We start from the raw sequence: 25,581 nt of genomic DNA, 5'->3' as shown, positions 1-25,581 counted from the left end.
AGGAACTGGAGCAGGAGCATCAGCTTAATATGTATGATTATCATGCCAGACAGATGGAACCGGGTACGGGTAGGTTTATGAGTGTCGATCCGCTGGCGGAAAAGTATTATAATATATCGCCGTATGCGTATGTGGGAAACAATCCGCTGAAAAGAATTGATCCAGATGGGAAAGATTGGTATCAAGATAATAAGGGAAATGTAGTGTGGGAGAGAGATGCCACTAAGGATAAAGTTCCAAAAGGAGCTAAGTATATAGGAGAAAGTTATATGGGAATATCTATTTCACAGCAAAAAGCACGAGATGCAGGTAAAATAACTTATATGGTAATAAATATAAATTACACCGACGACAAAGGCGAAACCAGTAAAATTGCAGGATTTGTACAAACAGTTAAGACTGATACTCCTAAAAAAGGACGGCCAATACAAAGCATTGATGCTTATGATGATAACACTGAGGACTATCATGAGAATGCACCATTCTATCACAGTATTTGGACTGGAAAACCTGGAGATAAGTTGAGTTACGCTAAAGATAGATTATGGAATGGTGGCTTCGATATTAAATTGTATGACGCACCACAACGTCCCTCTTCTGTTGGCAATTTTAAATGGAGTGCAGAAACAACTCTAATAAAAGTAAAGGATGTTGGTGGGAAACAATTAAATGCTCCTGTAATAACGTTACAATGGGGATTCTCCAGATTAGGGTCAACCATTAAAACTGACCCTGTTCGTGTAGTTGTCCCATCAGATTTTCATAAAAAAGCGATACAACAAACAAATAAATAAAAAAGTATGAAATACATTTTTATATTTTATTCTATACTATTATTCCAAGCGTGTTCTACAAAAAGTGAACACCAAGGATATGTAATATTTATTCATGCCGGAGAGCAGGATCGTCCTGTAAGTCCATATAGTATTATATGTAATGGAGATACCACGCATTTGCAATATAAAAAAAAGCAAGATGATTTTCTCATTTATGGTTTTATAAATAATTTAGGGTATCACCCTGATAATATAGACACATTAACGTATAAAGATTTTACCCAAATGAAAAATATCTTGACAGCTTACTCAACAACAAATGATACAGTTAATACAGGGCAAAGAGGTTCTTTGCTTGTTTTAGTAGGCGATGGCTTAGAAGTTTTGAGATTTATAATGCCTAGTGGTGATTCAACATCTTTATATTTGGATAAATTAATTTCATTGTCGAATGAGATTGGAAAGAAAAATATTGTTAGCCGACTTAATGAGTATAAAGCGATGCAAATACCTTAGAAATAACATTGAGTAAGGCTAAACATTAGGGGCGAAGTTGAAAGTGGTTCAGAAATGGAATCCGAACTACTCTACGAATCCGATTGTCGGTTCGGCTGTAACGGTTAGTGTGCTGACTAGTACTAAGACTACTGACTATACAAGTACTAATATTTATGAGAATGGTTCTTTGAAACGTGTATTGGTGGATGGGGATGCATAGAAGGTAATATCTATCTTTCTATTTAACTGATTATTTAGGGAGTAATCGTGTGGTGGCTAATGCTGGCGGTACGATAGTGCAAAAGTCTCAAATTCATTTTTCAGATAATAAGAAAATTTATTTTATTATCAATGTAAAGAATCCGAATAGTTACGTTAGCTTAACTATTCGGATTCTTTTATTTGTTCCTACTTATTAAAAAGAACCTAATACTTCATTCTCGTTTTATCCACAGCCTCTTTCACATCCGATATCGGAATAAGAGTAAATCCCCACTTGTAATTTTCGTCGGCATATATAGTAGCTTCGGGTATTGGCCTTGCCCCCCAACTATCATAACCGCCTACCCCTTGCTGTTTCCAATCGAGGCACACTTCGACAAAGTTTCGGGGAGTAACATCTATAGCATGAGTTTGTTTAGGTAATCTATCCTTAGCATCAGCGTCATTTCTTTGTGTTATCTCTTGAGGTGAGAAATTGTTCCATTGATACGGTGCGTTCGATTCCTGAGCATCAAAATCTTCAACTGTATTTCTTAGCGTATTGAATCCGATCAGGTCATCAGCCTTAATTAAAATGCCTTTTCCATTGCTTGTGGTTGCTGTCAGCCAGCGTGTATCTGTATGGTGACCGTTTTCTTGCGGGCGCACATACGGATAATACATATCTTCGGCTTTGGATTTATATATACCTACTAATGTCCCTTTGTTTCTATCAATATAATTTTCTTCCGGTCCTCTTCCGAAATACTGAATATTATCTAACTCCAACGGTAAACGGAACCGAACTCCTATACGAGGAACTTCTATCACTTCTTTTTTCTTTTTATCCATTTTGGCTTGAGGTGAGGCGGTAGCTAATAATTCAGCCTCTGATTTTGCAATTTTTTCCTCATCCTTTAGTAACGCTGTGAAATTTGCTTCTACTCTAACTATGCCCGAGGGATAAATCTTATAGTTTATAATATAGTGATTTCCGGCGGCAAGCAGATAATCTACATTTATATTCACATTATTACCATCTTGCCATGCTTTATAATCTACTACATTGAAGTTTTTGCTAGATTGTTTCCATACTTGCAGGCGTTTTGGAGCTCCGTTACCATAATCGTTATCGTTAGGCCCTCTCCAAAAGTTTGGTTGAATACCGAATTCTTCGTTAAAATATTCATAACCGTCTACTTTATATGATGTAACGAGTCCTTTCTTTGTGTCGAGCACAAAGTTTATTTTTGATGAAGAGATAGACACTATGCCATCATTTTCAGAGATATTTAATTTAGGTCCATTTTGTGCAGTATATGCTTTCGCATCAACTTTTACAGGCAATTCAAATTGGTCGTAAGCTATAATATGACCGATAGGAACAAGCAGTTCTTGTTCTTTCGTTTTTACTTCAAAATTCACAAAATATTCGACTCCAGTTTCCGGCTTAAGATCTGCTACTGGGATTGTAACTACTTTCGATTTTTGTGGAGCCAGTTCTAGTGGTAGAATAGCCTCTTTCATACGAACACCATTTTTGAGTATCTGATACTTTATCTGATATTTAGAAAGATCCGTAAAGTAGAATCTGTTCGTAATTTCAATTTGTCCTTTATCCAAGTCTATTGCCCTGAACCCTATATTCTGATGATTATACTTTACTTCGGCTATGGCAGGATGAGGATTCTGATCGGGTCCGATGATACCATCTGCAACAAAATTACCATCCGACGGCTTATCTATTCCAAAATCTCCACCATATGCAAAGAATGGTTTACCATCTTTGTTTTTAGCGATGATAGCATGATCGATCCACTCCCAGATATATCCTCCTTGCAGATGTGGATATTTGTATATAGCATTCCATTGTCCGTTCAGATCGCCTGTCGAGTTACCCATAGCATGTGCATATTCGGAAGGAACGATTGGTCTGTCTGCCCCTTCTTTGCCTATTTCTTCGAGCCATGCAGCCGAAGGATATTGAGGAACATACATATCTGAGTTCCACTCCCATAAAGCACGCTCGTAACATACAGGGTGGTTCATCAGATTTTTGTCAAGATCCTTAAGTAAGACATACGCATTGTAAAAGTTATAACCGTTTCCGGCTTCGTTCCCCAGCGACCAGATAGTAACACTTGGAAAATTTTTATTCCTCTCGAACATATTTTTAATACGATACAAATGGTTCTCCAGCCAATCGGGATTTTGTCCTAACGTTCCTTTCTTGTTGCCGTCAAGATGCCCTTCCGATCCTTTGCGCATATCATCTTTATATATAGTATAATACATTCCGTGTGATTCGATATTTGCCTCGTCATATACGTATAAACCATATTCATCACACATTTCGTAAAATTTCCTGTCTTGGGGATAATGGGATAAACGGACCGAATTTATATTATTTAATTTCATCAGTTCGAAATTTCTTCGCATTTCTTCGGGAGTCACATAGTGCCCTGTATGTTGACTTACTTCGTGGATATTAACCCCCTTGAGTTTAATTGGCTGACCATTTACATAGAATAGTCTTTGTTTTCTGTCATTTATAATATATTCGCTCTCTTTAATCTCTATACGGCGAAAACCGACATTGAATGGTACTACTTCCTGTACCTTTCCATCTTGCTCTATTGTCATCATCAATTTGTATAGATTTGGATGCTCTGAGGTCCATGTCGCTACATTATTCAATACCGTTTCGAAGCTTACTGTCTTTATTTGATTCCCATTTATACTTAATGTGTTGCATGAGTTTGCGACAGATTTACCTGTTTGATCAAGAAGGCTGTAAGAAACCTTGGCCGTCGAAGGTGATGTATTTGTATTCTTAATATCGATCCCTAGTTTAAATATACCATCCTTATAACTATTGTCCAGTGTCGATACGACCTTAAAGTCATGTATAGATGTTTTGGGTTGTGACCAAAGATAAACATCCCGCTCTATTCCGCTTATACGGAAAAAGTCCTGACACTCGAGGTAAGAGCCTGTGCTCCATCTGAATATTTTAACTACGAGTGTATTTTTCCCTTCTTTAATATATGGGTTTATTAAAAATTCAGCAGGATTTTTAGAGTCTTCACTATATCCTACTTCCTTTCCATTGATATATACGTAAACGCCCGATTTCGCACCGGCTAAATGGATATAAACATCTCTGCCCATCCATTCCGAAGGTATATCTATATCTCTTCTATATACTCCGACTTCATTGTTGTCTGGTAGGAGAGGAGGAGTTGGGTTTCTTGGTTGGAATTCATAACCATGATTGATATAAATCGGCGTACCGAAACCTTGTACTTCCCAGTTACCGGGAACCTTGATGTTATTCCATGTAGATACATCAGTATTCGGATCTGTAATATTATCGGGTAATTTATTATGATTATCAGTATAGTAGAATTTCCATGTGCCGTTCAATAATTGGTAATATTTACTTTTCTCATACTTACGGCTCAGAGCATCATCCCAATTGTCATACGTCATGAAGGAACTACGCGGAGCTTCTTTATTGACACTGAGAATTTTTAAATCTTTCCAATATGGAATGCTTTCTTGCGCAGAAAGCACAACTGTTATTGAGATAAGAAATGAAATTGCAAATAGTTTTTTCATTTTAGTATTCGATTTGGTTCGTATCATGCAGATTTAAGATTATTCAATCGATTCAACCATTTCTAGTAAAATCAGGTATTCCTACTGGTGCATGAATATGCCTTTTCAGTAAGTTAGTATTATAATTATTCCCAACTATTTTACCAGATAAGGTTCTTATTTGTCATGGAACTGTAAATCTAATTTAAATATATTTAATATCATTGTTTTTCTTCTATAATTTGCATCGCCATAACTAATTGTTGAGAATTGTAGTCTCTCTTTCAATTAAACATAGTGTACTATTAAACGAAAAAAAGGAGATTACAGAATTCGTATTCTGCAATTTCCTTTTATATAAATTATAAAGTATTCTTTATTTACTCTTTTATATCTTCCAATCCTTCTCCATAATAGAAGTCAGGATCAAAATCCTCATCTTCGTCAGCCTCCCAATCGTCATCAGAATCATCTAAAGGAAGTCCCTCATCATCATCTTCAAACTCGACAGCTTTAATATCTAAGTTACGATGTGTTATGCTGAAGTCCTTACGGTATTCGCCATCTGCATTAAGCGCATTCCACAGCATATCTTTAAGTTCTGTAAGTCCTTGACCGATAATAGAAGAGATGAAAATGTGTGGAATCTCGGGTAAATCCTGAGCCATTGCTTCCATCAACTCTTCGTCGAGCATATCCGATTTCGATATTGCTAATATTCGACGTTTATCCAACAATTCAGGATTAAACTGTGCTAATTCATTTAGCAATATACGGTATTCCTTGTGGATGTCATCAGCATCAGCCGGAACTAAAAATAACAACAATGAATTACGTTCGATATGACGTAAAAAGCGTAGACCAAGTCCTTTTCCTTCACTTGCACCTTCTATAATACCTGGTATATCAGCCATTACAAAAGACTTGTAATCACGATAGCTTACAATCCCGATATTAGGTACGAGTGTAGTAAACGGATAATTTGCAATTTTAGGTTTTGCTGAAGTTACAACAGACAGTAGTGTCGATTTACCAGCATTAGGGAAACCAACCAAACCTACGTCGGCCAGTACTTTCAGTTCGAAAATTACTCTTCGTTCCTGAAATGGCTCACCCGGTTGTGCATAACGAGGCGCTTGATTTGTAGGAGTTTTGAAGTGATTGTTCCCAAGACCTCCACGACCACCTTTCAACAAGATTACTTCTTGTCCATCTTCGGTTACATCACAAAGGTATTCACCGGTTTCGGCATCATAAGCAACTGTACCACATGGTACTTCGATCACTTTAGAGTCGCCACTTTTTCCCGAACTTGTTCGGCGGCTACCACTTTCGCCATGACCTGCTAAAATATGACGCTGATATTTAAGGTGTAATAATGTCCAGAAATTACGATTGCCTCGAAGGATTATATCACCTCCATCACCTCCGTCACCTCCATCGGGACCTCCTTTTGGAATATATTTTTCGCGGCGGAAATGAGTAGAACCTCTACCTCCTTTTCCCGAACGACAGTATATTTTGACGTAATCAATAAAATTTGATTCTCCCATTTTGAAGCTAATTATTTATGAAATTCTTATGCCGAAAAAAGGAAGTTATAAGAGAAATATTCCTTATAGCCTCCTCTGTTCTATACGTATTTCGTATTATTTTACTTTGTCTACAGCTTCTGAAATACGGGCAAAAATCTCTTCGACAGTTCCCATACCTTTAATTGAAGCCAATTTACCTGTTTTTGTATAATGATCTTTCAGTGGAGATGTTTGATTTTTGTAAACATCCAGACGAGACTTGATAGTCTCGAGGTTATCATCAGAACGTCCTGATAATTGTCCGCGTTTGATTAAACGATCGATCAATTCGGGTTCTTCAACTTCTAAGCTAACCACTACAGATATCTCTTGTCCTCTGTCTTTAAGCATTTGCTCTAATGCCTCTCCTTGAGGTAAAGTACGAGGAAAGCCATCGAAAATAACTCCTGCTGCATCTTTTTTGCTGTCCAAAACATTCGCTAGCATACCGATAACAACTTCGTCAGGAACCAATTGTCCTTTTGAAATATATCCCTCAGCCAATTTACCTAGTTCTGTTCCGTTCTTCATCTCTGCACGTAAAACGTCTCCCGTAGAGATATGTGCCAGATTGTACTTTTTAATCAGATTTTCGCTTTGAGTTCCTTTTCCTGAACCCGGAGCTCCAAAAATTATAATATTCAACATGATATATTTATTTTAGCTTTTAATTTTATAAATATTGGGATAGTTCCGTCCATATCCATCGCAATCCAATCCATAGCCTACTATGAAATCACTCGGTATCTCTAATGCCACATAGTCGAGTTGTACCTTAGTTTTCAAGGCATCTGGCTTAAGAAGTAAAGTCACTACTTTTATTTCAGCAGGCTTTTGAGCGGTTAATTGCTCAAGCATACGCGACATCGTATATCCGGTGTCTACAATATCTTCTACAATGACCACAGTGCGACCTGTTATGTCTTCTTCGAGACCGCATATCTCCTTTATTTTTCCGGTAGATTCGGTTCCGTCGTACGAAGACATTTTCACGAATGATACTTCCAATGGAATCGACACTCGCTTCATAAGCTCCGAAGCAAACATGAAAGAGCCATTGAGTACACATATAAATAAAGGATTTTTATCCTTCAGATCGTCACTAATCTTCTGCGCAATGTTATCAATTGCTATTTCTATTGTTTCCTGCGTTAAGAATAGTTCGAATTCTTTATCCTTAATCTTGACACTTTTCATGAGCGAGTTATCTTAATTTAGATTTCCAAACTGCAAAAGTAGTATAAATCACTCAATTGTCGGCTACAAAATCATTTTTTAATGAATGGATATAGCCATATTAGAAATGCTGCGACACGATATAAAAAAATAGCATCGGGTTTTCCGATGCTATTTTTTGTATAATTATACGAAATGCCTGTTATTTGATCTCGTTCAGCATATCTACTTTTCCTTCGTCAACCAATTTTAAAATTAGTTCTCCGAATAATGTATTTTGCCAAGCGAACCATTCGCGTGTAAATTTAGCAGGATCATTTTTGTGGAAAGATTCATGAATGAATCCGGTGTTATTGTCTGTTGCCAATATCATCTTCACACAATTTTGTATTTCTTTATCATCTTGGCTCGTGAATGCTTTCATCATAATACTCATTGGCCAGATCATATCATAACCAATATGTGGTCCGCCGATACCTTCGCCCGCTGTTCCTTTAAAGAAATAAGGGTTGCTGTCACTCCAAACAAAATTACGGGTATTTTGATAGATTGGATCATTTACATCTACATCACCCAAATAAGCAAGAGCTAATAAACTAGGTACATTTGCGTCATCCATCAATAATTGGTTACCAAAACCATCTACTTCGAAAGCATAGATTTTACCAAATTTAGGGTGATTGTGCACTGCATAAGTTTTCAATGCAGTTTCTACCTCAGCAGCTAGATCAGTACATTCTTTAGCAAGAACTGTATTTTTATTAACTTCTGTCAATATTTCAGCAGCTTTGCGTAACGATGTTACAGCAAAAAAGTTGGAAGGTACAAGGAATTGGAATGTAGTAGCATCATCCGAAGGACGGAAAGCCGAAACGATCAAGCCAACAGGTTTAACAGGTGTTCCCAGTCCTTTATTCGGAAGAGTGTCGTATGCACTGGATGTCACACGCATAAACGAATATGGTCCTACACCATCTTTACGTTGTTGAGTTTTGAATGTTTCCAATACTTTAGTGATTGCTTGTATCCACTCTTCACCGAATACGCTCGAATCGCCTGTTGTTTTCCAATAGTGGTAAGCAAGGCGGATAGGATAGCACAAAGAATCGATTTCCCATTTACGCTCGTGAAGCTCAGGAATCATATCTGTCATATCAGACATCCATTCGCCACCTACAGGGCCATCATTGAATGCATTGGCATACGAGTCTATATTGATACACTTGAACTGGCGGTTGATAACGCCGGCAAGCATTTTTTTCAATTTTTCGTCTTTGTTGGCAAGCTGAACATAAGGCCATACCTGGGCACCCGAGTCACGTAGCCACATAGCATGTATATCTCCTGTATAAACGAATGTATCGTCTTTACCGTCCAATACACGGTAATGAACCGTAGTGTCTAGTGTATTCGGAAAACAGTTTTCGAACATCCAAGCCAGTTTAGGATTGGTCAATAGTTTCTTAACACGAACTATTTCACTTTCTACCTCTTTCGACTCGAATAATCTTTTCGATAAATCAGGACGATTGGTTGTATAGGCTGATGTGGTAGATACTGTAGTGTTATCTTTTGCCATTACGTAGTCAGAAGCTTGTATATTTCCTCCTGCTAATAGTGCCGCAGCCATAGCACACAAACCGATGTGTTTTGTGGCACGATTTTTTTTAGATTTCATAGATTAATTAATGTTGATTTTAGATGTTAAATTTAAAATTGAGCTAAATATACAACATTATCGTGAATTACAAAAAAGGAGGGTGTGTCATAAGTAAAAATACACTGTAAAAGTGTTACACTCTTTTGTCATTCTGAACGAAGTGAAGAATCCCGATATTCCATAATAGATCATTCTCTTCGTTCAGGATGACAGAATCATACGAGAAATTACTTATGACATGTCCTCTTTATAATATGTTAATCTTTGATTATTTTTCGGTCAGATATGTTTCTTCGTAAGGTTGTACAATTACCCAGCCATCGCCTTCGAATTGCATTTGGAAACTTTCGCCGCTACCTCTTCCGATAAATGTTTTGAAAGATACATCTGTTTTCATTTTTGGAGTCAGATTGCCAGACCAGGCTACTGTTGCATTAGGATCGGTAAACACAGGCTTACCGGGTTTAACCAACAAAGTTAAAGGGTCGCCATGTGTAGTGATGGCAACATGTCCTGTTCCGTTAAGGCGTACCTGAAAAAGACCGCCACCCATAATGCTTGCTACACTCTTCATCATCTTAACATCCGATTGAATAGCAGCTTCGTGTGCTAATATATCGTTTCCGTTAACGTTGATTGCTTCATTTTCGAGATACAGAATTCTTATCTTTTTGGCAAGGTCTGCTACATATACGCGTCCGGTACCTGCCGTTTTCATCATAGATGTACCTTCACCGGATACTGCTTTCTTCAAAAGGTTTCCAATACCTTTGCTTAACATACCCTCCCGTTCAAACTTAACGTTACCGTCGTAAGCTACCATAGCTCCTTTTTTCAACATAACGGTTTGATTATTTAAATTAAGTTCCAGCAGGTATGCTTTTTCTAATTGGAAAAAATCGTTTTTGGATTCATCTTGTGCAGTTTCTTCGATGAATGCTTTAATAGAATACTTGTTCATAAATTTGTGTTTAGTTTTAATTATCAAAAGTGTGCAATTGATAAGTGCAAATATAGTTAATAATCCCCAAAAGCGTTCGTATTTACTACGGATTTCATATTTTTACAATCTATATATCACTTTAAATCTAAATAACGAATAATGAGAAAAATATTACTTTTCGTTTCCACACTCCTGCTGAGTGCTTCATCTTTATATGCGTCGATAGACGACCCGGTAGAATATGTGTTGCCCAGAATGGGAACACAATCTAATTTTGCCTTATCTACCGGCAATTTGTATCCTTACATTTCGAGACCGTGGGGTATGAACTCGTGGACTCCTCAAATGGGACAAATGGGTAACGGATGGACATATACTTATGGAGGAGTATATCCCGATGGGAAGTTTGAACAAAAGATAAGGGGTTTTAAACAAACTCATCAACCTAGTCCGTGGATAAACGATTATGGTCAGTTTTCGATTATGCCCATAACAGGGAAAAAGGTTTTCGATCAAAATGAGCGTGCCAGTTGGTTCTCTCACAAAACAGAAGAAGCCAAACCATATTATTACAGTGTTTATCTTGCCGATCATGATGTGCATACTGAGTTTGCACCGACAGACAGATCGTGTATCTTTAGATTTACTTATCCCCAAAACGATAATTCTTATGTTATAATAGATGCTTTCGACAAAGGATCTTATGTGAAAGTTGTACCCGAAAAAAGAATGATAGTAGGTTACTCCACTAAAAATTCGGGTGGTGTACCTGATAATTTCAAAAACTATTTTTTAATTCAATTCGATAAAGAATTTACATCAGCGGATATTGTTTCCGAAGGAAATATTTTAGATAAGGTTTCAGGACAACAAGGCAATCATGTAGGCGCAATCATAGGCTTTAAGACCAAAGACGGTGAGCAGATCAATGCACGCGTTTCATCATCATTTATCAGCGCCGAACAAGCTGAAATAAACCTGAAAGAATTAGGTTCTAAATCGTTAGACCAAGTTGCTCAGGAAGGTAAGGAGGTTTGGAATAAAGAATTAGGTAAAATAGAAGTTTCGGGCGGAAGTATCGATCAATATCGTACTTTCTATACATGCCTGTACCGTTCTCTATTGTTCCCACGTAAGTTTCATGAAATAGACGCCAAAGGAAATACGGTTCATTATAGTCCATACAACGGACAAGTTCTACCCGGATTTATGTACACCGATACTGGTTTCTGGGATACGTTTCGTTGCTTGTTCCCGTTCCTTAACCTGATGTATCCGACTGTGAATGCAGAGATACAAGAGGGGCTGGTTAATACATATAAAGAAAGTGGTTTCTACCCCGAATGGGCTAGTCCGGGACATCGTAGCTGTATGATTGGAAACAATTCGGCTTCGGTATTAGCTGATGCTTATCTGCAAGGTGTAAAGGTGAAAGATACAAAAGCATTGTGGGAAGGAATTGTACACGGAACTAATAATGTTCATCCGAAGGTATCATCGACAGGCAGATTGGGACATGAATTCTACAATAAGCTAGGTTATATACCTTGTGATACAAATATCAGACAAGATGCTTCGCGTACGTTGGAATATGCATACAATGACTGGACTATCTATAAATTAGGAGAGGCTCTAGGTCGTCCTAAAAAAGAAATTGATATTTATGCGAAAAGAGCATTGAATTATAGAAATCTATATGATGCTGAAACTAAATTAATGCGCCCTAAATTATTAGATGGAACATTCAATCAAGATTTTGATCCGAAGGTATGGGGACGTTCGTTTACCGAAGGAAATAGCTGGCATTACTCGTGGGCTGCATTGCACGACCCTCAAGGGAATATAGATCTGATGGGTGGGGAGAAGGTATATGTAAATATGCTGGACTCTATCTTCAAAATGTCGCCTACTTTTGGTGAGAACAATAAGCGAATGATTCACGAAATGCGTGAAATGCAAATAATGGGTATGGGGCAATATGCACACGGAAACCAGCCAATACAACACATGACCTATCTGTATAATTATGCAGGTGAGCCGTGGAAGTCGCAACATTGGGTGCGTAAGGTAATGGACAAACTCTATTCGCCGACAGCCGATGGCTATTGTGGCGATGAGGATAATGGTCAGACTTCGGCTTGGTATGTGTTCTCTGCTTTAGGTTTTTATCCTGTTTGTCCGGGTAGTGGCGAATATATTATCGGTACTCCGTTATTTAAGAAAACGGTTTTACACCTTGATAATGGTAATACAGTAAATATAGAAGCTCCGAATAACAGTCCTGAAAATTTCTACATAGAAGCGATCAACGTCAATGAGCAGCCATATTCTAAGAATTATTTTGTAATAGCAGATATGAAAAAAGGAATGGATATCTATTTTAATATGAGTGATACTCCTAACAAAAACAGAGGAACAAGTAAAGCCGATGCTCCTTATTCATTCACAAATGAATTGAAAAAGAAGTAAGAAGATTAAATTAAATATAAGGAAAGGCTCAACACATTTGTGTTGAGCCTTTTTTATTGCTGCGCTGCTTATTTATGATAATTAACTCTATAGTGTAACATTGGTTACGAATATCTAGCTATCAACCTCTTAACTTTACTTTTTTAATTTCAAAATATTAATGATATGAACGATATATTTAAAAAAGGAGCTATTCTTGATATGGCTCAATTAGTTGACTATTCGGAAAGTGGCGTAATCAGCAAACAAGTATTGAAAAGTAATGCGGGGAACATCACTTTGTTTTCTTTTGATAAGGGACAGGGATTGAGCGAACATACTGCCCCATTCGATGCAATGGTACAGGTACTGGATGGTGAAGTGGAAATAAAGATAGGAGGGTCTCCTTTTGTTCTGAAAAAAGGAGAAACTATTATTATGCCGGCGAATATTTCACATGCGCTGTTTGCAACAGAAAGGTTTAAGATGCTATTAACAATGATAAGGGGATAATTGTCATGAGTGAAATAATAAACAATTCGCAAAAAAGAAAAGAGCTTCTTAAGCACTTGATACTTCAATTGCATAATAATGAAGCTCCGGAGGTTGTAAAAAAACGTCTGATCGAGATTCTACACTCTATACCTTATAACGAAGTGGTAGAGGTAGAACAGGAATTGATAGCAGAGGGATTGCCCGAAGAAGAAATACTGCGTCTTTGCGATATACATACTGCTGTACTAGATGGCAGCATAGATGTATCTGCAGCGAAAAGTGTGCCGGCAGGCCACCCCGTAGATACCTTCAAACAAGAAAACCGTGCGTTGGAAGAGTGTATTGCCAAGGCTAAAATACTATTTGATAAAGGGAATAAATTAAAAGAAGATGAAGTAAAAGAATACCTTCTTCAACTTAAGGGTATCTTCAATAGTTTATCGGATGTAGATAAACATTACAAGCGTAAAGAGTATCTGTTATTTCCGTTTCTGGAAAAAGCTGGAATCACAGGACCACCCAAAGTGATGTGGGGGAAACACGATCAAACCCGAGAGCTATTAAAATCTGCACACGAAGTATTATCTGCCGAAGGGAATACCTCTGTTGATGAAATACCGACTTTAATAATGCTTATCCTTCTGCCTGCCATCGAAGCTATTGAAGGTATGATAATGAAAGAAGAGGAAATTCTCCTTCCTATGAGTTTGGATACATTGCAGGATGAAGATTGGTATCAAATTTATAAAGAGACCCTCGAGTTTGGATTTTGCTTATATGATCCTCAAACAGAATGGAAGCCCGAAAATGTGGAAAACGATTCACCTACATATTTGCAAGGAGATGCTATCCGTTTATCTTCGGGAAGCTTTGCGATGAAAGAACTCGAAGCATTGTTCATCACCTTGCCTATCGATATTACGTTTGTGGATAAGGATGATAAAGTAAAATTCTTTTCGCATAGCCCCAAACGCGTATTCGATCGTAATCGGTCTATCATAGGGCGTGATGTCCGTTTGTGCCATCCTCCTGGTAGTGTTCATATAGTAGAACAAATCATCAATGATTTTAAAGAAGGAAAGGAAAACAAGGCTGCTTTCTGGATATCTTCATTCAAAGGGCGTTTTGTATATATTGAATACACAGCACTAAGGGGACGGGATAATGAATATTTAGGAGTAATTGAAGTAACTCAGGATATTACCGAACTGAGACAATTGGAGGGAGATCAACGGCTATTATCCTATGCAAAAAATTAAAAGATGGATATAAACTTACATACAAAAGTTGCGGATCTGTTATTTGCATATCCTCAATTGGAAGGAAAGCTTTTGGAGTTATCTCCGAGATTTGGCAAGCTTCAAAACCCGATCTTACGTCGCACGGTAGCTAAAATGACCTCGTTGCAGCAAGCGGCTAAGATTGCGGAGATCTCTCCGGGTCTTATGATACAAAGCCTGAGAGAAGCTGCCGGCTTACTGGAAGAATATGATGAGCTAGAGGATAACAATAATGAATATTCGACAAACCCTCCGCTGTGGTTCAATAAAGAGAATATTAAAATATTCTTTGATGCCTGTCCTATTATCGATGCAGGGAAAAGTCCAATGCAGACGATATTGAAATTAGCATCAGAACTAAACGGAGAGGAGATATTACAAATTAAAGCACCATTCAGGCCTATTCCTATAATAGATATTCTCAAGTCGCAGGGTTATGAAGTGTGGTGTTATCAGAATGATAATTTTTTCAAAAAAACAAATTAAGAAAAAATAAGTGGCCAGTAAAAGTAACGTTCAATATGTAATATATTGAACGTTTTATTTTTAACTTTGTTTGTCTACATGTTAAATCTAAATACTAAACTATGAAACATTTAATTACTTTGAGGAAAAGTATTCTGCTCGTCTTTGCCATCTGTTTTTCGGCAGGGATAGCAAGTATAAATGCTCAGAACTATGAATTGAAATCTCCGAATGGAGAAATAAAAGTAGCAGTTAAACTGAGTGACAAAATCTACTATTCTATTTCTTATGAAAATGAAGAATTACTTAATGACAATTATCTGAAACTCGACCTGAAAGGGGAATCGTTAGGTGCCAATCCTAAGTTGGCAAATCAAAAGCGCAGTAGCGTAAATGAAAATTTAAAGCCTATTGTTCCGCTAAAGTATTCTACAGTAAAAAATCAGTATCATTCTCTTTTACTTAATTTTAAAGGAAACTATTCGGTAGAGTTCAGAGCTTTCGACGATGGTATAGCCTATCGTTTTATTACGAATAAGAAAATGGAAGTTGAGGTATTGAATGAAGATTTTGCAATCAATTTTCCAGGTAATTACCTTGCACATGTACAACAACCCGGAGGATTCAAAACAGCGTACGAAGAGCCATATACGCATGTTCAAACATCCGAATGGAAACCGACGGATAAAATGTCTACCTTGCCGATATTAATTGATACAAAGAAGCAATATAAAATACTGATCTCAGAATCTGATCTATCCGATTATCCGTGTATGTTTCTTAAAGGTACAGGCTCGAATGGTATGCATTCTACTTTCCCCAAGACTCCCCTCGAATTTGGAGAAGACGGAGACCGAAGTCTAAAGATATTGAAAGAGGCCGACTATATCGCTAAAACAAGTGGTGCTAGGAACTATCCTTGGAGGTATTTTGTTATCACAAAAGACGATAGACAGATTATCGAAAACACTATGACATACAAACTGGCAAGTAAAAGTGTGTTGCAGAATACAGCTTGGATAAAACCCGGACAAGTAAGTTGGGAATGGTGGAACGATGCGTCGCCTTATGGGCCGGATGTAAATTTTGTTTCCGGTTACAACTTAGATACCTATAAATATTATATCGATTTTGCTTCAAAATTTGGTATCCCTTATATCATTATGGATGAAGGTTGGGCAAAAACGGTATTCGATCCATATACACCGAATCCGAAAGTGGATGTACATGAACTTATCCGTTATGGAAAAGAAAAGAATGTAGGTATCGTTCTTTGGCTGACATGGTTATGTGTAGAAAATAATTTTGAACTATTCAAGACATTCCAAGAATGGGGAGTCAAAGGACTGAAAATCGATTTTATGGATCGCAGCGATCAGTGGATGGTAAATTACTACGAACGTGTCGCAAAAGAAGCTGCTAAATATGAACTGTTTGTTGATTTCCACGGGTCATTCAAGCCGGCGGGATTGGAATATAAATATCCGAATATATTATCGTATGAAGGCATACGAGGTATGGAACAAATGGGTGGAGCAACTCCCGACAATAGTATTTATTTTCCATTTATGCGGAATGCTGTTGGTCCGGCAGACTATACTCCGGGAGCAATGATCAGCATGCAGCCCGAAGTATATTGTGGTAACAGACCGAACTCGGCAAGTATAGGTACACGCGCATACCAACTGTCTTTATTTGTGATTCTGGAAAGCGGATTGCAAATGCTGGCAGATAACCCGACTCTTTATTACAGAAATGAAGATTGTACTAAATTTATCACCCAAGTGCCTACCACATGGGATGAAACAAAGGCTTTAGTTGCCGAAGCAGGGGAGATTGCAATAGTGGCTAAGCGTAAAGGCGATAAATGGTTTATTGGTGGTATGACTAATAATAAAGAAAAAGAAAGAAATATAGAAATCAGCCTTGACTTTCTGAATCAGGGAAAATCCTACAAAATGACTTCTTTCGAAGATGGTATCAATGCCGGACGTCAGGCAATGGATTATAGGAGAAAAGAATCGCAGGTACGTAATGGCGATAAAATACAAATAAAGATGGTGCGTAACGGCGGATTTGCTGCTGTAATAGAATAATTTTAATCAAAACTGAAGAGGGTGTGTCACAAGTAATCTTTCGTATGATTCTGTCATCCTGAACGGAGAGAAGGATCTCCCAATCAAGAGTCGGGATTCTTCTCTCCGTTCAGAATGACAAAAGAGTGTAACACTTTTACAGTATATTTTACTTATGATATACTCTCTTCATTTTTTCTATATAGAGATTTATTCAAGCCTTATCGGCAGGATATACAACACCGATTTGTTTTCTTATCTCGTCTATTATCTCCATTGTGATGAGGGAGTTTTCGTGGCTGTTGATTTCAGATTCCCGTTTACCGGATTTCACCAGATTTATGAATTCGGATATTTCGTAATAAAATTCATTTTTTTCGATCGGACGACTAATAACATCTTCTTTACCGTCTCGACTCTTTAAAGTAACGTGGCTGATAATATTTACTCTATCCAATGTTATAGTGCCATCCTCGCCTTGTATCTCGGTTGGTAAAGCAGAGTCTGCTATTTTTGAATACAGTACGGTTGCATTCATTCCTTCGTATTCGAAATTTATTGCACCTTGTCCGTCTGCACCTGTAGATAACATAAGACCTGTGGCACTTATTTTACTTGGTCGGCCAAACAAGACTACCATCGGATAGATTGTATATACACCTAAATCCATCACTGCACCATTCGATAAAGCAGGATCGAAAGCATTCATAAGCACGCCTTCTTTTAGGCTGTCGTACCGGGTCGAATACTGGCAATAGCACGAAAAATAGCGACGAAGAACTCCTACATCTTTTACATGCTTCCTTACAGAAAGGAAGTTAGGTGTCAGTGTCGGCTTCATAGCTTCCATTAGTGTAACGTTATATTTCTCCGATGCTTCGATCATGGCTTTTACTTCCCGCACATTCGATGCAAAAGGTTTCTCACATAACACATGTTTACCGTGTTGCATAAAAATAATGCTTTGCGGTGCGTGAAGAGAATTCGGCGAAGCTATATATACGGCATCGATCAACGGACTGGCTGCCATTTCTTCCAACGAAGTGAATGTATGCGGCACATTATGCTTTGCCGCAAACTCATCTGCCCGTTCCTGTGTACGGGAATAGATAGCTACAAGATCGAAACGGGGATCGAGACATGCTCCGGCCAACACTTTATCAACAATGTAGTTAGAGCCAACAATTCCAAAACGTAATTTAAAAGATTTAGACATAGTCGTAATTATATAATTAATATCATTTCACAGTAGCAAGCCTGCCATACATTTCTACCATCGCTGCCTGAGTCAAGAGCCATATTGAAGCATCTTTTTGTTGTCCGCTCCAGTCGGTACTAAATAAACCGTTTTCGTCACGGGAATGTTCCCAGGCATAATCCATATTTTTTTTGAAGGCGTTTATATATATCGGATTGTGATCTACATTATAAAGCTCGATGAAGCCGCGAAGCATAACTGCGGTGAACCAGATATTTCCTTTATTCAATAAACAGAATTGTTCACCTTTAGCCCCTTTAAAGTCATGAAAGAAGTAATTATAACATGCTGTTGCCAGATTTTGGGCATCTGTCAGATACTTATCCTCGCCTGTAGCTTTGTATAGTAGTACAGCTGCTTGCATCATTTGGCCACTGTTATATGCAAATTTCGCTTTGCCTATTTTTCCATCTAATCTGATGTTGTCAAAATATAAATTATCAGTTGGATCTTGCAGATTTTTCTGCGTCCATTCGTACAGATCTTTTCCCGAATATAAATAAGCACGGTCTTTAGTCGCTGCAAATAACTTAAGGGCAAAAACAGCTCCCGGAGCATTAGAGCAAGTATTTTTGGATTCTCTCTTTTGCTCACACCAGTAGATGCCGCCACCTAATTTGTCGTCCATACCGCTTGCTACAAAATCCCAGATAAGTTTAGCCTTATCCAGATATTTTTGCTCTCCTTTCATCATGTATGTATCTGTGAAATCGATTCCCAGCCAAACATTATCATCATAGAAGCGATCTGATTCGGGTGCGGAATTGATATAGGAAGCATATCCGGAAGGATCTCTCTTTTGGTCGAAGTATTCTTCCAGTCCGGGTAATACTTTAGTATCCAGTATCTCTTTATATTTATCATTGTCAGTAGCTTCCAGTATTGCATTAACTGCCGAGAATGTACCCGAATAAGGCCATAGGTAAGAATATTGATTTGGAACGGCTTGGTCGTCCGATGCGAGATAAGTAGCCGTGTATTTATCATCAAAAGGGTAATTTTCCCGTAATAAATTTGTGCCTTGAACAGCATATTTAGCGTAAAGGGATTCTAATGCAACCTGTGCTCTTTCGTGATTGGCGTTTACACTTGTTTTTTCTTTTTTTAATTCAAAACTAGAGAATAAAATTAGGCATGCTAATGATACATAGATAGGAACGTGTTTCATTTAGATTTTATATTTATTAGAATTAATAAGGTATTGCATGCAAATTTACCTATTTAATAAAGATATTAGGTTAGATAAATGATACTAAATCCTTAAAAAATAAAAAAATGGCTTTATTGTGAGAGCTTCTTTTTCTGTCTTACTTCTTTAATAAGCAGATAGATGGGTTATTATTCGATAAATTTTTCTAATAACCCCCATTTTGGTGCGTTATTCAATTTTCTTTTGGTCTATACTTTGCCTTGTTAGCTAACAGCAAATGTACTAATAAGCATAATGTAACAAATATTGAACCGACAACTACGACTCCATTCCATCCGTAAGACTCCCATGCTTTGCCGCCGACAAAAGTACCGAAAGCACCACCGACAAAATAAGAGACCATATAGACCGTGTTCAACCGATTTGTAGCTTCGGGATGAGTCGAAAATACGATTGTCTGATTGGTTACATGCATTCCTTGTAATCCCATGTCGAGGAAGACAATACCAAGTATTAGTCCCGTGTATGTCATTCCGAAAATGCCGAATACCAACCACGAAAGAATCATAAGAGAGCAACCGATGGCTACCAGATAATTTTTCTTAATCTTACCGGAGAAATATCCGACCAGCGAAGCAGCTAATGCTCCTGCAATGCCAACAAGACCCAAAAGTCCTGCAACATCGCTCCCCACATGAAAAGGTTCTTGTTCTAAGTGGAAAGTCAGCGTAGTCCAGAAGATAGAGAATGAGCCGAAGCCTAATGCTCCGCGTAATGAAGCCAGACGAAGGCTGGGTATTGTTTTTGCATAATAAAGAATAGAACTCATTAGCTGGCTATATGTACCCCTGAATGTTGATTGCATATTAGGTAATAATATGGCGATAAGTACACCTAGCACAACAGTTAGTCCTGCGGCAATAAGAAACACCTCGCGCCAACCAAGATATTCACCAAGTACACCGCTAAATACACGGGAAGCTAAGATACCGATCAATAAACCGCTCATAACCTGAGCCACATTCTTATCTCTGTCTTTCGGTGCGGATAACTGTGCTGCGATAGGCACAAATATTTGAGGAACGACGGAAGTCAAGCCAATGAAAAAGCTGGCTACCAGCATCACTTTTAAAGTCGGACTGAAAGCAAATACAATCAATGATAATAAGATGAACACAAAATCAATCAGAATAATCTTTTTGCGCTTAAACATATCTCCTAGTGGTATGATAAGCAATAAACCAGCAGCATAACCAATCTGTGTAAACATAGCAACTCTACTTGTAGCAGCCTCCGATTCGCCAAGTTCTTTTGCAATCATACCCAACAGTGGCTGATTGTAATAATTATTAGCTACAACCAGACCTGCTCCGATTGTCATCAGCCAGAGGGTTGTTCTCGATAAATGTTGTTGATTACCAGATTCGTATAGAGAATTCATATAAATATAATCAGTTCGTTTTATTCTGAATAAGGAGTATTTAATATCCAATTCCTTACCATTTCTTTATCCATTATCTTACCAATAACTCTGTACTTCGAGTCATTTAATGGATTCCTGCCACTCAGGGGTTCAGACATTACCCCTATTTGAGGTCTATAATAGTTGGTATGTACAAAGGCGATTTTGCCATTCCGATAATAAATATATCCTACATGACTATCAAGTCCGACAATATATAAACCTTCACCTCCAACTTTGATATAATCAACTATATCTGTCATTGGTGCTTTGTGAAACCGCTTAATATCGTTGGAGACTTTTTTAATTAAATATTCGGAAGCCTGCTGTGCCCATTTGATTCGTGGAATATCGAATCCCATATCCTTAAGTGTCGTTGTCACAAAATAACCGCAGGCAATATTTCCTTCTTTGGGAACCTTACTATGACCGTGAAAAGCCCATGGCGTACCATACCATGCTTTGAAGTATTGATCGGAAATATCAAGCAAATATTCTTGTGCATTTATAATGATACTATCTTGCTTGACTTTATTCCCATCACAACTATTATAGAGTTTTCGAAAATCGTCCCGCTTGTTTGAGGCATCTGCTTTGAGATCATCGTACGAAACTAAAACTTCATCTTCAATTATCTCTTCTTTGAGAGAGTTCGATTGAACTTCCACTTCCTCTTTTTGAATTTTGGAAGAACAAGATAAAATCAGAAATAGTAATAATAAAGGAATAGAATACCTCATTTATGTTTTTTAGTCAATGAATCGTTTTGTAATATCTCCAAAAGCATCTATCCGTCTATCACGGAAGAATGGCCACATACGACGGACAGCTTCGGAACGTTTGATGTCTATATCTACAATCTGTATTTCTTCTTTATCATTAGAGCCATTCCACAATATTTCGCCCTGAGGCCCTGCAACGAAGCTATTGCCCCAGAAAGTAATACCGTTTGTTTGACCCGAAGGATCAGGCTCATATCCTGTGCGGTTCACCGATACGACGTGTAGGCCATTGGCAACAGCATGTCCACGTTGTGAAATTACCCAAGCCCCCAATTGACGATTCTTTTCGTCTTCTGTGTCTGTCGATTCCCAACCGATAGCAGTCGGATAGATTAATAAATCGGCACCGGCCATAGCCATGAGGCGGGCAGCTTCGGGATACCATTGATCCCAACATACCAATACGCCTAATTTGCCAACAGATGTTTCGATAGGCTTAAATCCGATATCACCGGGAGTGAAATAAAATTTCTCATAGTATGCAGGATCGTCGGGAATATGCATTTTGCGATATTTCCCTGCAATTGAGCCATCTTTTTCTATTACAACTGCCGTATTGTGGTATAAACCCGGAGCACGTCGTTCGAATAGAGAAAGAACAATCACAATACCCAATTTTTTAGCCAGTAATCCAAATTCGTCAGTCGAAGGACCGGGAATTGTTTCTGCTAAATCAAATATATCAGGGTCTTCTATCTGGCAGAAGTAAAGAGAGTTATGTAATTCTTGTAAGACAACCAACTGAGCACCTTGCTTAGCTGCTTGTTGTATCTTATCTTTTAGATTCTTCTTATTTAATTCTATATCAGATGTATTGATCTGTTGTACTAATCCTATTTTCATGGAGATAATCTTTTGTTTATTAGATAAAACCTTCCGGATACTGCATTGTTATGCAATGTAACGATCCGTGTTGGCGTATTAATGAAGTGCACTCTATGCCTACGACCTCTCTTGTCGGAAATGCCTGCTGCAATTGCTTACGAGCTTCTTCGTCTTTCTCTTTATTATTATAGAAGGGGAGAAGAACAACTTCGTTCATTATAAGGAAATTGGCATAAGTTGCCGGTAGCCGCTGTCTATCCTCATCATATACGGGTTTGGCCATTGGTAGAGGAATCAATTTATATGGTTTGCCTTTATAATCGACAAACGTTTTTAGTTGTTTCTCCATTTTGGATAGAGCATCATAATGCACATCTTCTTTATCTTCACATTTTACATAGGCGATAGTATGCGCATCGCAAAACCGAGCCAATGTATCTATATGGCTATCCGTATCATCACCTTCTAAAAAGCCATGATCGAGCCACAAAACCCGATCGAGTCCAAAAGACTTTTTCAAAGATTTTTCTACCTCGTCTTTGGATAGATAAGCATTTCTGTTTGGCGATAATAGACATTCCGATGTAGTGAGCAAAGTGCCCTCGCCATCCGATTCTATTGCTCCTCCTTCTAATACAAAGTCTTTCCTGTTTATGAATTTAACCTCAGGATTGAATATATTATGAGCAGAAAGACCTCTATTGATCTGATTGTCGTAGTTGGCGATAAATTTCATTCCCCAACCGTTAAATGTAAAATCATATATACTGTTATCTCCGTCCTTAATAACAGAGATACCGCCATGATCGCGTGCCCAGGTATCATTTGTATCAAGTTGAGCTAATATAAGATTGTTGAAATGTTCCTTTACCCCTTGCAGCTCAAATTTCACCAACTCCGCATTGTGGCAAACAACAATCAGCTTTTGTCTTTTTAATATTTCGGATGCAATATTTACATAGCAGGCAGTTACTTCTTCTATCATGTAACTCCAATCGGTATTGCCATGAGGCCATGTAAGTTGAATAGCACTCTGAGGATACCATTCGGCAGGGAAAAGTATAGAATGAGCCATATATTACTGAATTAAGGTCATAGACCCGGTTGTTATTTTTTTCTAGAACAAAGGTACAATTAATTACTTTATTACTCCACCAGTTAACATTCTTCCTGAATTAATAGTTTGACGGCGAGCCGAGAAAAACATATTCGGATTAGAGAGTGTACATAATTCTGCGACCTCTATATTTTGAGAAAGAATACCTATTTCTAACAATTGAATTTTGTTGGCTTCCCACAAATTGATGTGCAATTTATTTGTTTCCGCATTGCGGTACGATATTGTAGACAGATTGAAGCCTCCTAGAATAAACGCTTCTCCTACTTCATCGCCCACCTCGAAGCAATCGGGAGAAATAGAAGGAGCGATGCCAACTAACAGTTCGCACGGACTACAGCCATAGTCTGCTATCATCTTTTCTCCGGTTTTAGCAGCAATACGCGCAACAGTTCCTTTCCATCCGGCATGAATAGTTGCAAGGATTTCCTTATCGGGGTCGAATATCAAAAGAGGAACACAGTCTGCAGTTGTTATTCCGATACCGATATGCTTCTTATTGGTGATAATTGCGTCAACACCATTGAGCTTTTGTTGCTTTTCTTCATCGGACAAATCGAGAAAGCTCTGATTTATATCCAGTATTTTATCACCATGTGTTTGATAAGGAATGAACACATTTTCTGGCAAAACATTGAGAACCTTGGCTAGTCGTCCTCTGTTTTCATATACATCTTCACAATTGTCTCCCGAATAAAGACTGAGGTTAAGAGTTGAATAAGCATCCTTGCTTATCCCTCCATGTATGGTTGTTGAGAAATGACAGATATTTTCGGAGGGAAAAGAACTGAATTGAAGTAACTCAATACCATTTTTGTTTATTTGTTCCATTATGGCGCATTAAAAAAGCAAAATATTGCTAAAATTATTTAAATAGCTAAACTTTTAGGGTGTATCTTTGTCTTAACGATACACAAAATCAAAAATTCAACACATAAATTTATGAAAAAGACTTTACTATTACTAGTTATTACCGTATTTACTTTATCGGTATATGCTCAATCTGCTGCCGAAACAAACTATTACAATGGTATTGAATCTAAAAAAGATCTAAACTTGTCGGCCGATCAGGTAGCTAAAATCAAAAAGCTTAATCGTGAGGTTGGTCCTAAATTCGCAGAAATAGGGAAAGACAGATCGCTTTCGGGTTACGAAAAAGGTCAGAAGAAAAGAGCGTTATCCTTGCAACACAAGGCCGAAATTCAAAAGATCTTGACAGAAAACCAGATTGCTGTATGGGAAAGCAAGTATGGAAAAATGCACAATGGGCAAGGTATTAAAGATAGTATGACTGACAATATCGATGCTAAGTTGGATGCCTTAGAGAGAAAATATAAGGCTGACGAGGATGCTATAGAAAATAATAAATCTCTCAGTAAAGAAGAGCGAAAAGCGAGGAAGAACAACTTAAAAGCTGCTTATAAAGGTGAAAAACAAAAATTGAAGGATCAAAAGGATGCTGTCAGAAATACTGAACTTCTGAGATAATAATCATTATTCATAGAAAAATAGAGAGTGTGTGTCACAAGTGAAAATACACTGTAAAAGTGTTACACTCTTTTGTCATTCTGAACGAAGTGAAGAGTCCCGACTTTTCATAAGAGATCCTTCTCTCCATTCGGGATGACTCTTATATTTGTTTTATAATTTACTATTCAAAAAGCAAGGTTAATTTTATTCTTTTGTTGTAAAAAAGTAGAGATTAACCGATTATCAAAAGTAAACTATGGGATGACATAAAGTTGAAACTTTATTTCTTGAATTAGACTTTTGATAATCAAGCTGAAGATACCATA

General features: G+C 37.7%; 22 protein-coding genes. 9 read left to right on the top strand and 13 right to left on the bottom strand.

What is annotated here, in order from left to right:
* The 3 genes from G7Y56_RS16925 to G7Y56_RS16915 form a co-directional block, all read left to right on the top strand.
* Positions 1 to 794: RHS repeat-associated core domain-containing protein (locus tag G7Y56_RS16925; RefSeq protein ID WP_304487074.1), on the top strand; the 794-nt coding region annotated here is incomplete at its 5' end.
* Positions 795 to 800: 6 nt separating this feature from the next.
* A complete protein-coding gene (locus G7Y56_RS16920; protein WP_165045438.1) occupies positions 801 to 1,292 on the top strand; it encodes a hypothetical protein in 492 nt (163 codons plus the stop codon).
* A 37-nt stretch (positions 1,293 to 1,329) separates the two neighbouring features.
* The gene (locus G7Y56_RS16915; RefSeq protein ID WP_165045436.1) at positions 1,330 to 1,494 is read left to right on the top strand and encodes a hypothetical protein; all 165 of its coding nucleotides are present in this window, start codon (positions 1,330 to 1,332) and stop codon (positions 1,492 to 1,494) included.
* 206 nt (positions 1,495 to 1,700) lie between these two features.
* On the opposite strand, the gene G7Y56_RS16910 is transcribed toward G7Y56_RS16915, so the two are convergent.
* The 6 genes from G7Y56_RS16910 to G7Y56_RS16885 all read right to left on the bottom strand — a co-directional run bounded on the left by G7Y56_RS16910 (position 1,701) and on the right by G7Y56_RS16885 (position 10,446).
* Entirely contained in the window at positions 1,701 to 5,096 is a 3,396-nt protein-coding gene (locus G7Y56_RS16910; RefSeq protein WP_165045434.1) for a glycoside hydrolase family 2 TIM barrel-domain containing protein, read from the bottom strand.
* 359 nt (positions 5,097 to 5,455) lie between these two features.
* The gene (obgE, locus tag G7Y56_RS16905; RefSeq protein WP_165045432.1) at positions 5,456 to 6,628 is read right to left on the bottom strand and encodes a GTPase ObgE; all 1,173 of its coding nucleotides are present in this window, start codon (positions 6,626 to 6,628) and stop codon (positions 5,456 to 5,458) included.
* Positions 6,629 to 6,724: 96 nt separating this feature from the next.
* Complete coding sequence (locus G7Y56_RS16900) at positions 6,725 to 7,297, bottom strand: adenylate kinase (RefSeq protein WP_165021081.1); 573 nt, start codon at positions 7,295 to 7,297, stop codon at positions 6,725 to 6,727.
* Between the two features lie 12 nt (positions 7,298 to 7,309).
* Positions 7,310 to 7,846 (bottom strand): hypoxanthine phosphoribosyltransferase, encoded by a 537-nt coding sequence (gene hpt, locus G7Y56_RS16895; RefSeq protein ID WP_165045430.1) that lies wholly within the window; start codon positions 7,844 to 7,846, stop codon positions 7,310 to 7,312.
* A 181-nt stretch (positions 7,847 to 8,027) separates the two neighbouring features.
* The gene (locus G7Y56_RS16890) at positions 8,028 to 9,503 is read right to left on the bottom strand and encodes a glycoside hydrolase family 125 protein (RefSeq protein WP_165045428.1); all 1,476 of its coding nucleotides are present in this window, start codon (positions 9,501 to 9,503) and stop codon (positions 8,028 to 8,030) included.
* 250 nt (positions 9,504 to 9,753) lie between these two features.
* On the bottom strand, positions 9,754 to 10,446 hold the full coding sequence (locus G7Y56_RS16885) for an AIM24 family protein (RefSeq protein ID WP_165021078.1): 693 nt from the start codon (positions 10,444 to 10,446) through the stop codon (positions 9,754 to 9,756).
* A 141-nt stretch (positions 10,447 to 10,587) separates the two neighbouring features.
* Between G7Y56_RS16885 and G7Y56_RS16880 the strand changes: the two genes are divergently transcribed.
* The 5 genes from G7Y56_RS16880 to G7Y56_RS16860 all read left to right on the top strand — a co-directional run bounded on the left by G7Y56_RS16880 (position 10,588) and on the right by G7Y56_RS16860 (position 17,212).
* Positions 10,588 to 12,897, top strand: a complete 2,310-nt coding sequence (locus G7Y56_RS16880; protein WP_165045426.1) for a GH92 family glycosyl hydrolase — start codon at positions 10,588 to 10,590, stop codon at positions 12,895 to 12,897.
* A gap of 165 nt (positions 12,898 to 13,062) precedes the next feature.
* Complete coding sequence (locus tag G7Y56_RS16875; RefSeq protein ID WP_165045423.1) at positions 13,063 to 13,389, top strand: cupin domain-containing protein; 327 nt, start codon at positions 13,063 to 13,065, stop codon at positions 13,387 to 13,389.
* A 5-nt stretch (positions 13,390 to 13,394) separates the two neighbouring features.
* On the top strand, positions 13,395 to 14,630 hold the full coding sequence (locus G7Y56_RS16870; RefSeq protein ID WP_165045421.1) for a DUF438 domain-containing protein: 1,236 nt from the start codon (positions 13,395 to 13,397) through the stop codon (positions 14,628 to 14,630).
* 3 nt (positions 14,631 to 14,633) lie between these two features.
* Positions 14,634 to 15,137 (top strand): DUF1858 domain-containing protein, encoded by a 504-nt coding sequence (locus G7Y56_RS16865; RefSeq protein WP_165045419.1) that lies wholly within the window; start codon positions 14,634 to 14,636, stop codon positions 15,135 to 15,137.
* 119 nt (positions 15,138 to 15,256) lie between these two features.
* Entirely contained in the window at positions 15,257 to 17,212 is a 1,956-nt protein-coding gene (locus G7Y56_RS16860; RefSeq protein WP_165045440.1) for a glycoside hydrolase family 97 protein, read from the top strand.
* 193 nt (positions 17,213 to 17,405) lie between these two features.
* Here the strand turns inward: G7Y56_RS16860 and G7Y56_RS16855 are convergent, their stop codons facing one another.
* The 7 genes from G7Y56_RS16855 to pgeF all read right to left on the bottom strand — a co-directional run bounded on the left by G7Y56_RS16855 (position 17,406) and on the right by pgeF (position 24,616).
* Positions 17,406 to 18,407: a Gfo/Idh/MocA family protein gene (locus G7Y56_RS16855; RefSeq protein WP_165045417.1), complete on the bottom strand. Its 1,002-nt coding sequence runs from the start codon at positions 18,405 to 18,407 to the stop codon at positions 17,406 to 17,408.
* Positions 18,408 to 18,429: 22 nt separating this feature from the next.
* Positions 18,430 to 19,617 (bottom strand): glycoside hydrolase family 76 protein, encoded by a 1,188-nt coding sequence (locus G7Y56_RS16850; protein WP_165045415.1) that lies wholly within the window; start codon positions 19,615 to 19,617, stop codon positions 18,430 to 18,432.
* Between the two features lie 214 nt (positions 19,618 to 19,831).
* Entirely contained in the window at positions 19,832 to 21,040 is a 1,209-nt protein-coding gene (locus G7Y56_RS16845) for an MFS transporter (protein WP_165021071.1), read from the bottom strand.
* A gap of 20 nt (positions 21,041 to 21,060) precedes the next feature.
* Positions 21,061 to 21,801 carry a hypothetical protein gene (locus tag G7Y56_RS16840; protein WP_165045413.1) on the bottom strand — a complete coding sequence of 247 codons (741 nt, stop codon included), beginning with the start codon at positions 21,799 to 21,801 and terminating at the stop codon, positions 21,061 to 21,063.
* Between the two features lie 9 nt (positions 21,802 to 21,810).
* On the bottom strand, positions 21,811 to 22,686 hold the full coding sequence (locus G7Y56_RS16835; protein ID WP_165045411.1) for a carbon-nitrogen hydrolase: 876 nt from the start codon (positions 22,684 to 22,686) through the stop codon (positions 21,811 to 21,813).
* 19 nt (positions 22,687 to 22,705) lie between these two features.
* The gene (locus tag G7Y56_RS16830) at positions 22,706 to 23,743 is read right to left on the bottom strand and encodes an agmatine deiminase family protein (RefSeq protein WP_165045409.1); all 1,038 of its coding nucleotides are present in this window, start codon (positions 23,741 to 23,743) and stop codon (positions 22,706 to 22,708) included.
* A gap of 63 nt (positions 23,744 to 23,806) precedes the next feature.
* Complete coding sequence (gene pgeF / locus G7Y56_RS16825; RefSeq protein WP_165045407.1) at positions 23,807 to 24,616, bottom strand: peptidoglycan editing factor PgeF; 810 nt, start codon at positions 24,614 to 24,616, stop codon at positions 23,807 to 23,809.
* Between the two features lie 111 nt (positions 24,617 to 24,727).
* Here pgeF and G7Y56_RS16820 point away from each other — a divergent pair, with 111 nt between their 5' ends.
* Positions 24,728 to 25,273: a hypothetical protein gene (locus G7Y56_RS16820; RefSeq protein ID WP_165045405.1), complete on the top strand. Its 546-nt coding sequence runs from the start codon at positions 24,728 to 24,730 to the stop codon at positions 25,271 to 25,273.
* The last annotated feature ends 308 nt before the right edge of the window (positions 25,274 to 25,581 follow it).

Origin of the sequence: Dysgonomonas sp. ZJ709, from assembly GCF_011039195.1 — a bacterium.
In the GTDB taxonomy this organism is placed as follows: domain Bacteria; phylum Bacteroidota; class Bacteroidia; order Bacteroidales; family Dysgonomonadaceae; genus Dysgonomonas.
The sequence above is the reverse complement of the archived record's forward strand: the minus strand, read 5'-3'. Positions and strand labels throughout refer to the sequence as shown.

Bases quoted from the DNA above. Each gene is read 5' to 3' on its own strand.
- G7Y56_RS16920 (WP_165045438.1), top strand. From the start codon at position 801: ATGAAATACATTTTTATATTTTATTCTATACTATTATTCCAAGCGTGT.
- G7Y56_RS16910 (WP_165045434.1), bottom strand. From the start codon at position 5,096: ATGAAAAAACTATTTGCAATTTCATTTCTTATCTCAATAACAGTTGTG.
- obgE (WP_165045432.1), bottom strand. From the start codon at position 6,628: ATGGGAGAATCAAATTTTATTGATTACGTCAAAATATACTGTCGTTCG.
- G7Y56_RS16900 (WP_165021081.1), bottom strand. From the start codon at position 7,297: ATGTTGAATATTATAATTTTTGGAGCTCCGGGTTCAGGAAAAGGAACT.
- hpt (WP_165045430.1), bottom strand. From the start codon at position 7,846: ATGAAAAGTGTCAAGATTAAGGATAAAGAATTCGAACTATTCTTAACG.
- G7Y56_RS16890 (WP_165045428.1), bottom strand. From the start codon at position 9,503: ATGAAATCTAAAAAAAATCGTGCCACAAAACACATCGGTTTGTGTGCT.
- G7Y56_RS16885 (WP_165021078.1), bottom strand. From the start codon at position 10,446: ATGAACAAGTATTCTATTAAAGCATTCATCGAAGAAACTGCACAAGAT.
- G7Y56_RS16880 (WP_165045426.1), top strand. From the start codon at position 10,588: ATGAGAAAAATATTACTTTTCGTTTCCACACTCCTGCTGAGTGCTTCA.
- G7Y56_RS16875 (WP_165045423.1), top strand. From the start codon at position 13,063: ATGAACGATATATTTAAAAAAGGAGCTATTCTTGATATGGCTCAATTA.
- G7Y56_RS16870 (WP_165045421.1), top strand. From the start codon at position 13,395: ATGAGTGAAATAATAAACAATTCGCAAAAAAGAAAAGAGCTTCTTAAG.
- G7Y56_RS16865 (WP_165045419.1), top strand. From the start codon at position 14,634: ATGGATATAAACTTACATACAAAAGTTGCGGATCTGTTATTTGCATAT.
- G7Y56_RS16855 (WP_165045417.1), bottom strand. From the start codon at position 18,407: ATGTCTAAATCTTTTAAATTACGTTTTGGAATTGTTGGCTCTAACTAC.
- G7Y56_RS16850 (WP_165045415.1), bottom strand. From the start codon at position 19,617: ATGAAACACGTTCCTATCTATGTATCATTAGCATGCCTAATTTTATTC.
- G7Y56_RS16845 (WP_165021071.1), bottom strand. From the start codon at position 21,040: ATGAATTCTCTATACGAATCTGGTAATCAACAACATTTATCGAGAACA.
- G7Y56_RS16840 (WP_165045413.1), bottom strand. From the start codon at position 21,801: ATGAGGTATTCTATTCCTTTATTATTACTATTTCTGATTTTATCTTGT.
- G7Y56_RS16835 (WP_165045411.1), bottom strand. From the start codon at position 22,686: ATGAAAATAGGATTAGTACAACAGATCAATACATCTGATATAGAATTA.
- G7Y56_RS16830 (WP_165045409.1), bottom strand. From the start codon at position 23,743: ATGGCTCATTCTATACTTTTCCCTGCCGAATGGTATCCTCAGAGTGCT.
- pgeF (WP_165045407.1), bottom strand. From the start codon at position 24,616: ATGGAACAAATAAACAAAAATGGTATTGAGTTACTTCAATTCAGTTCT.
- G7Y56_RS16820 (WP_165045405.1), top strand. From the start codon at position 24,728: ATGAAAAAGACTTTACTATTACTAGTTATTACCGTATTTACTTTATCG.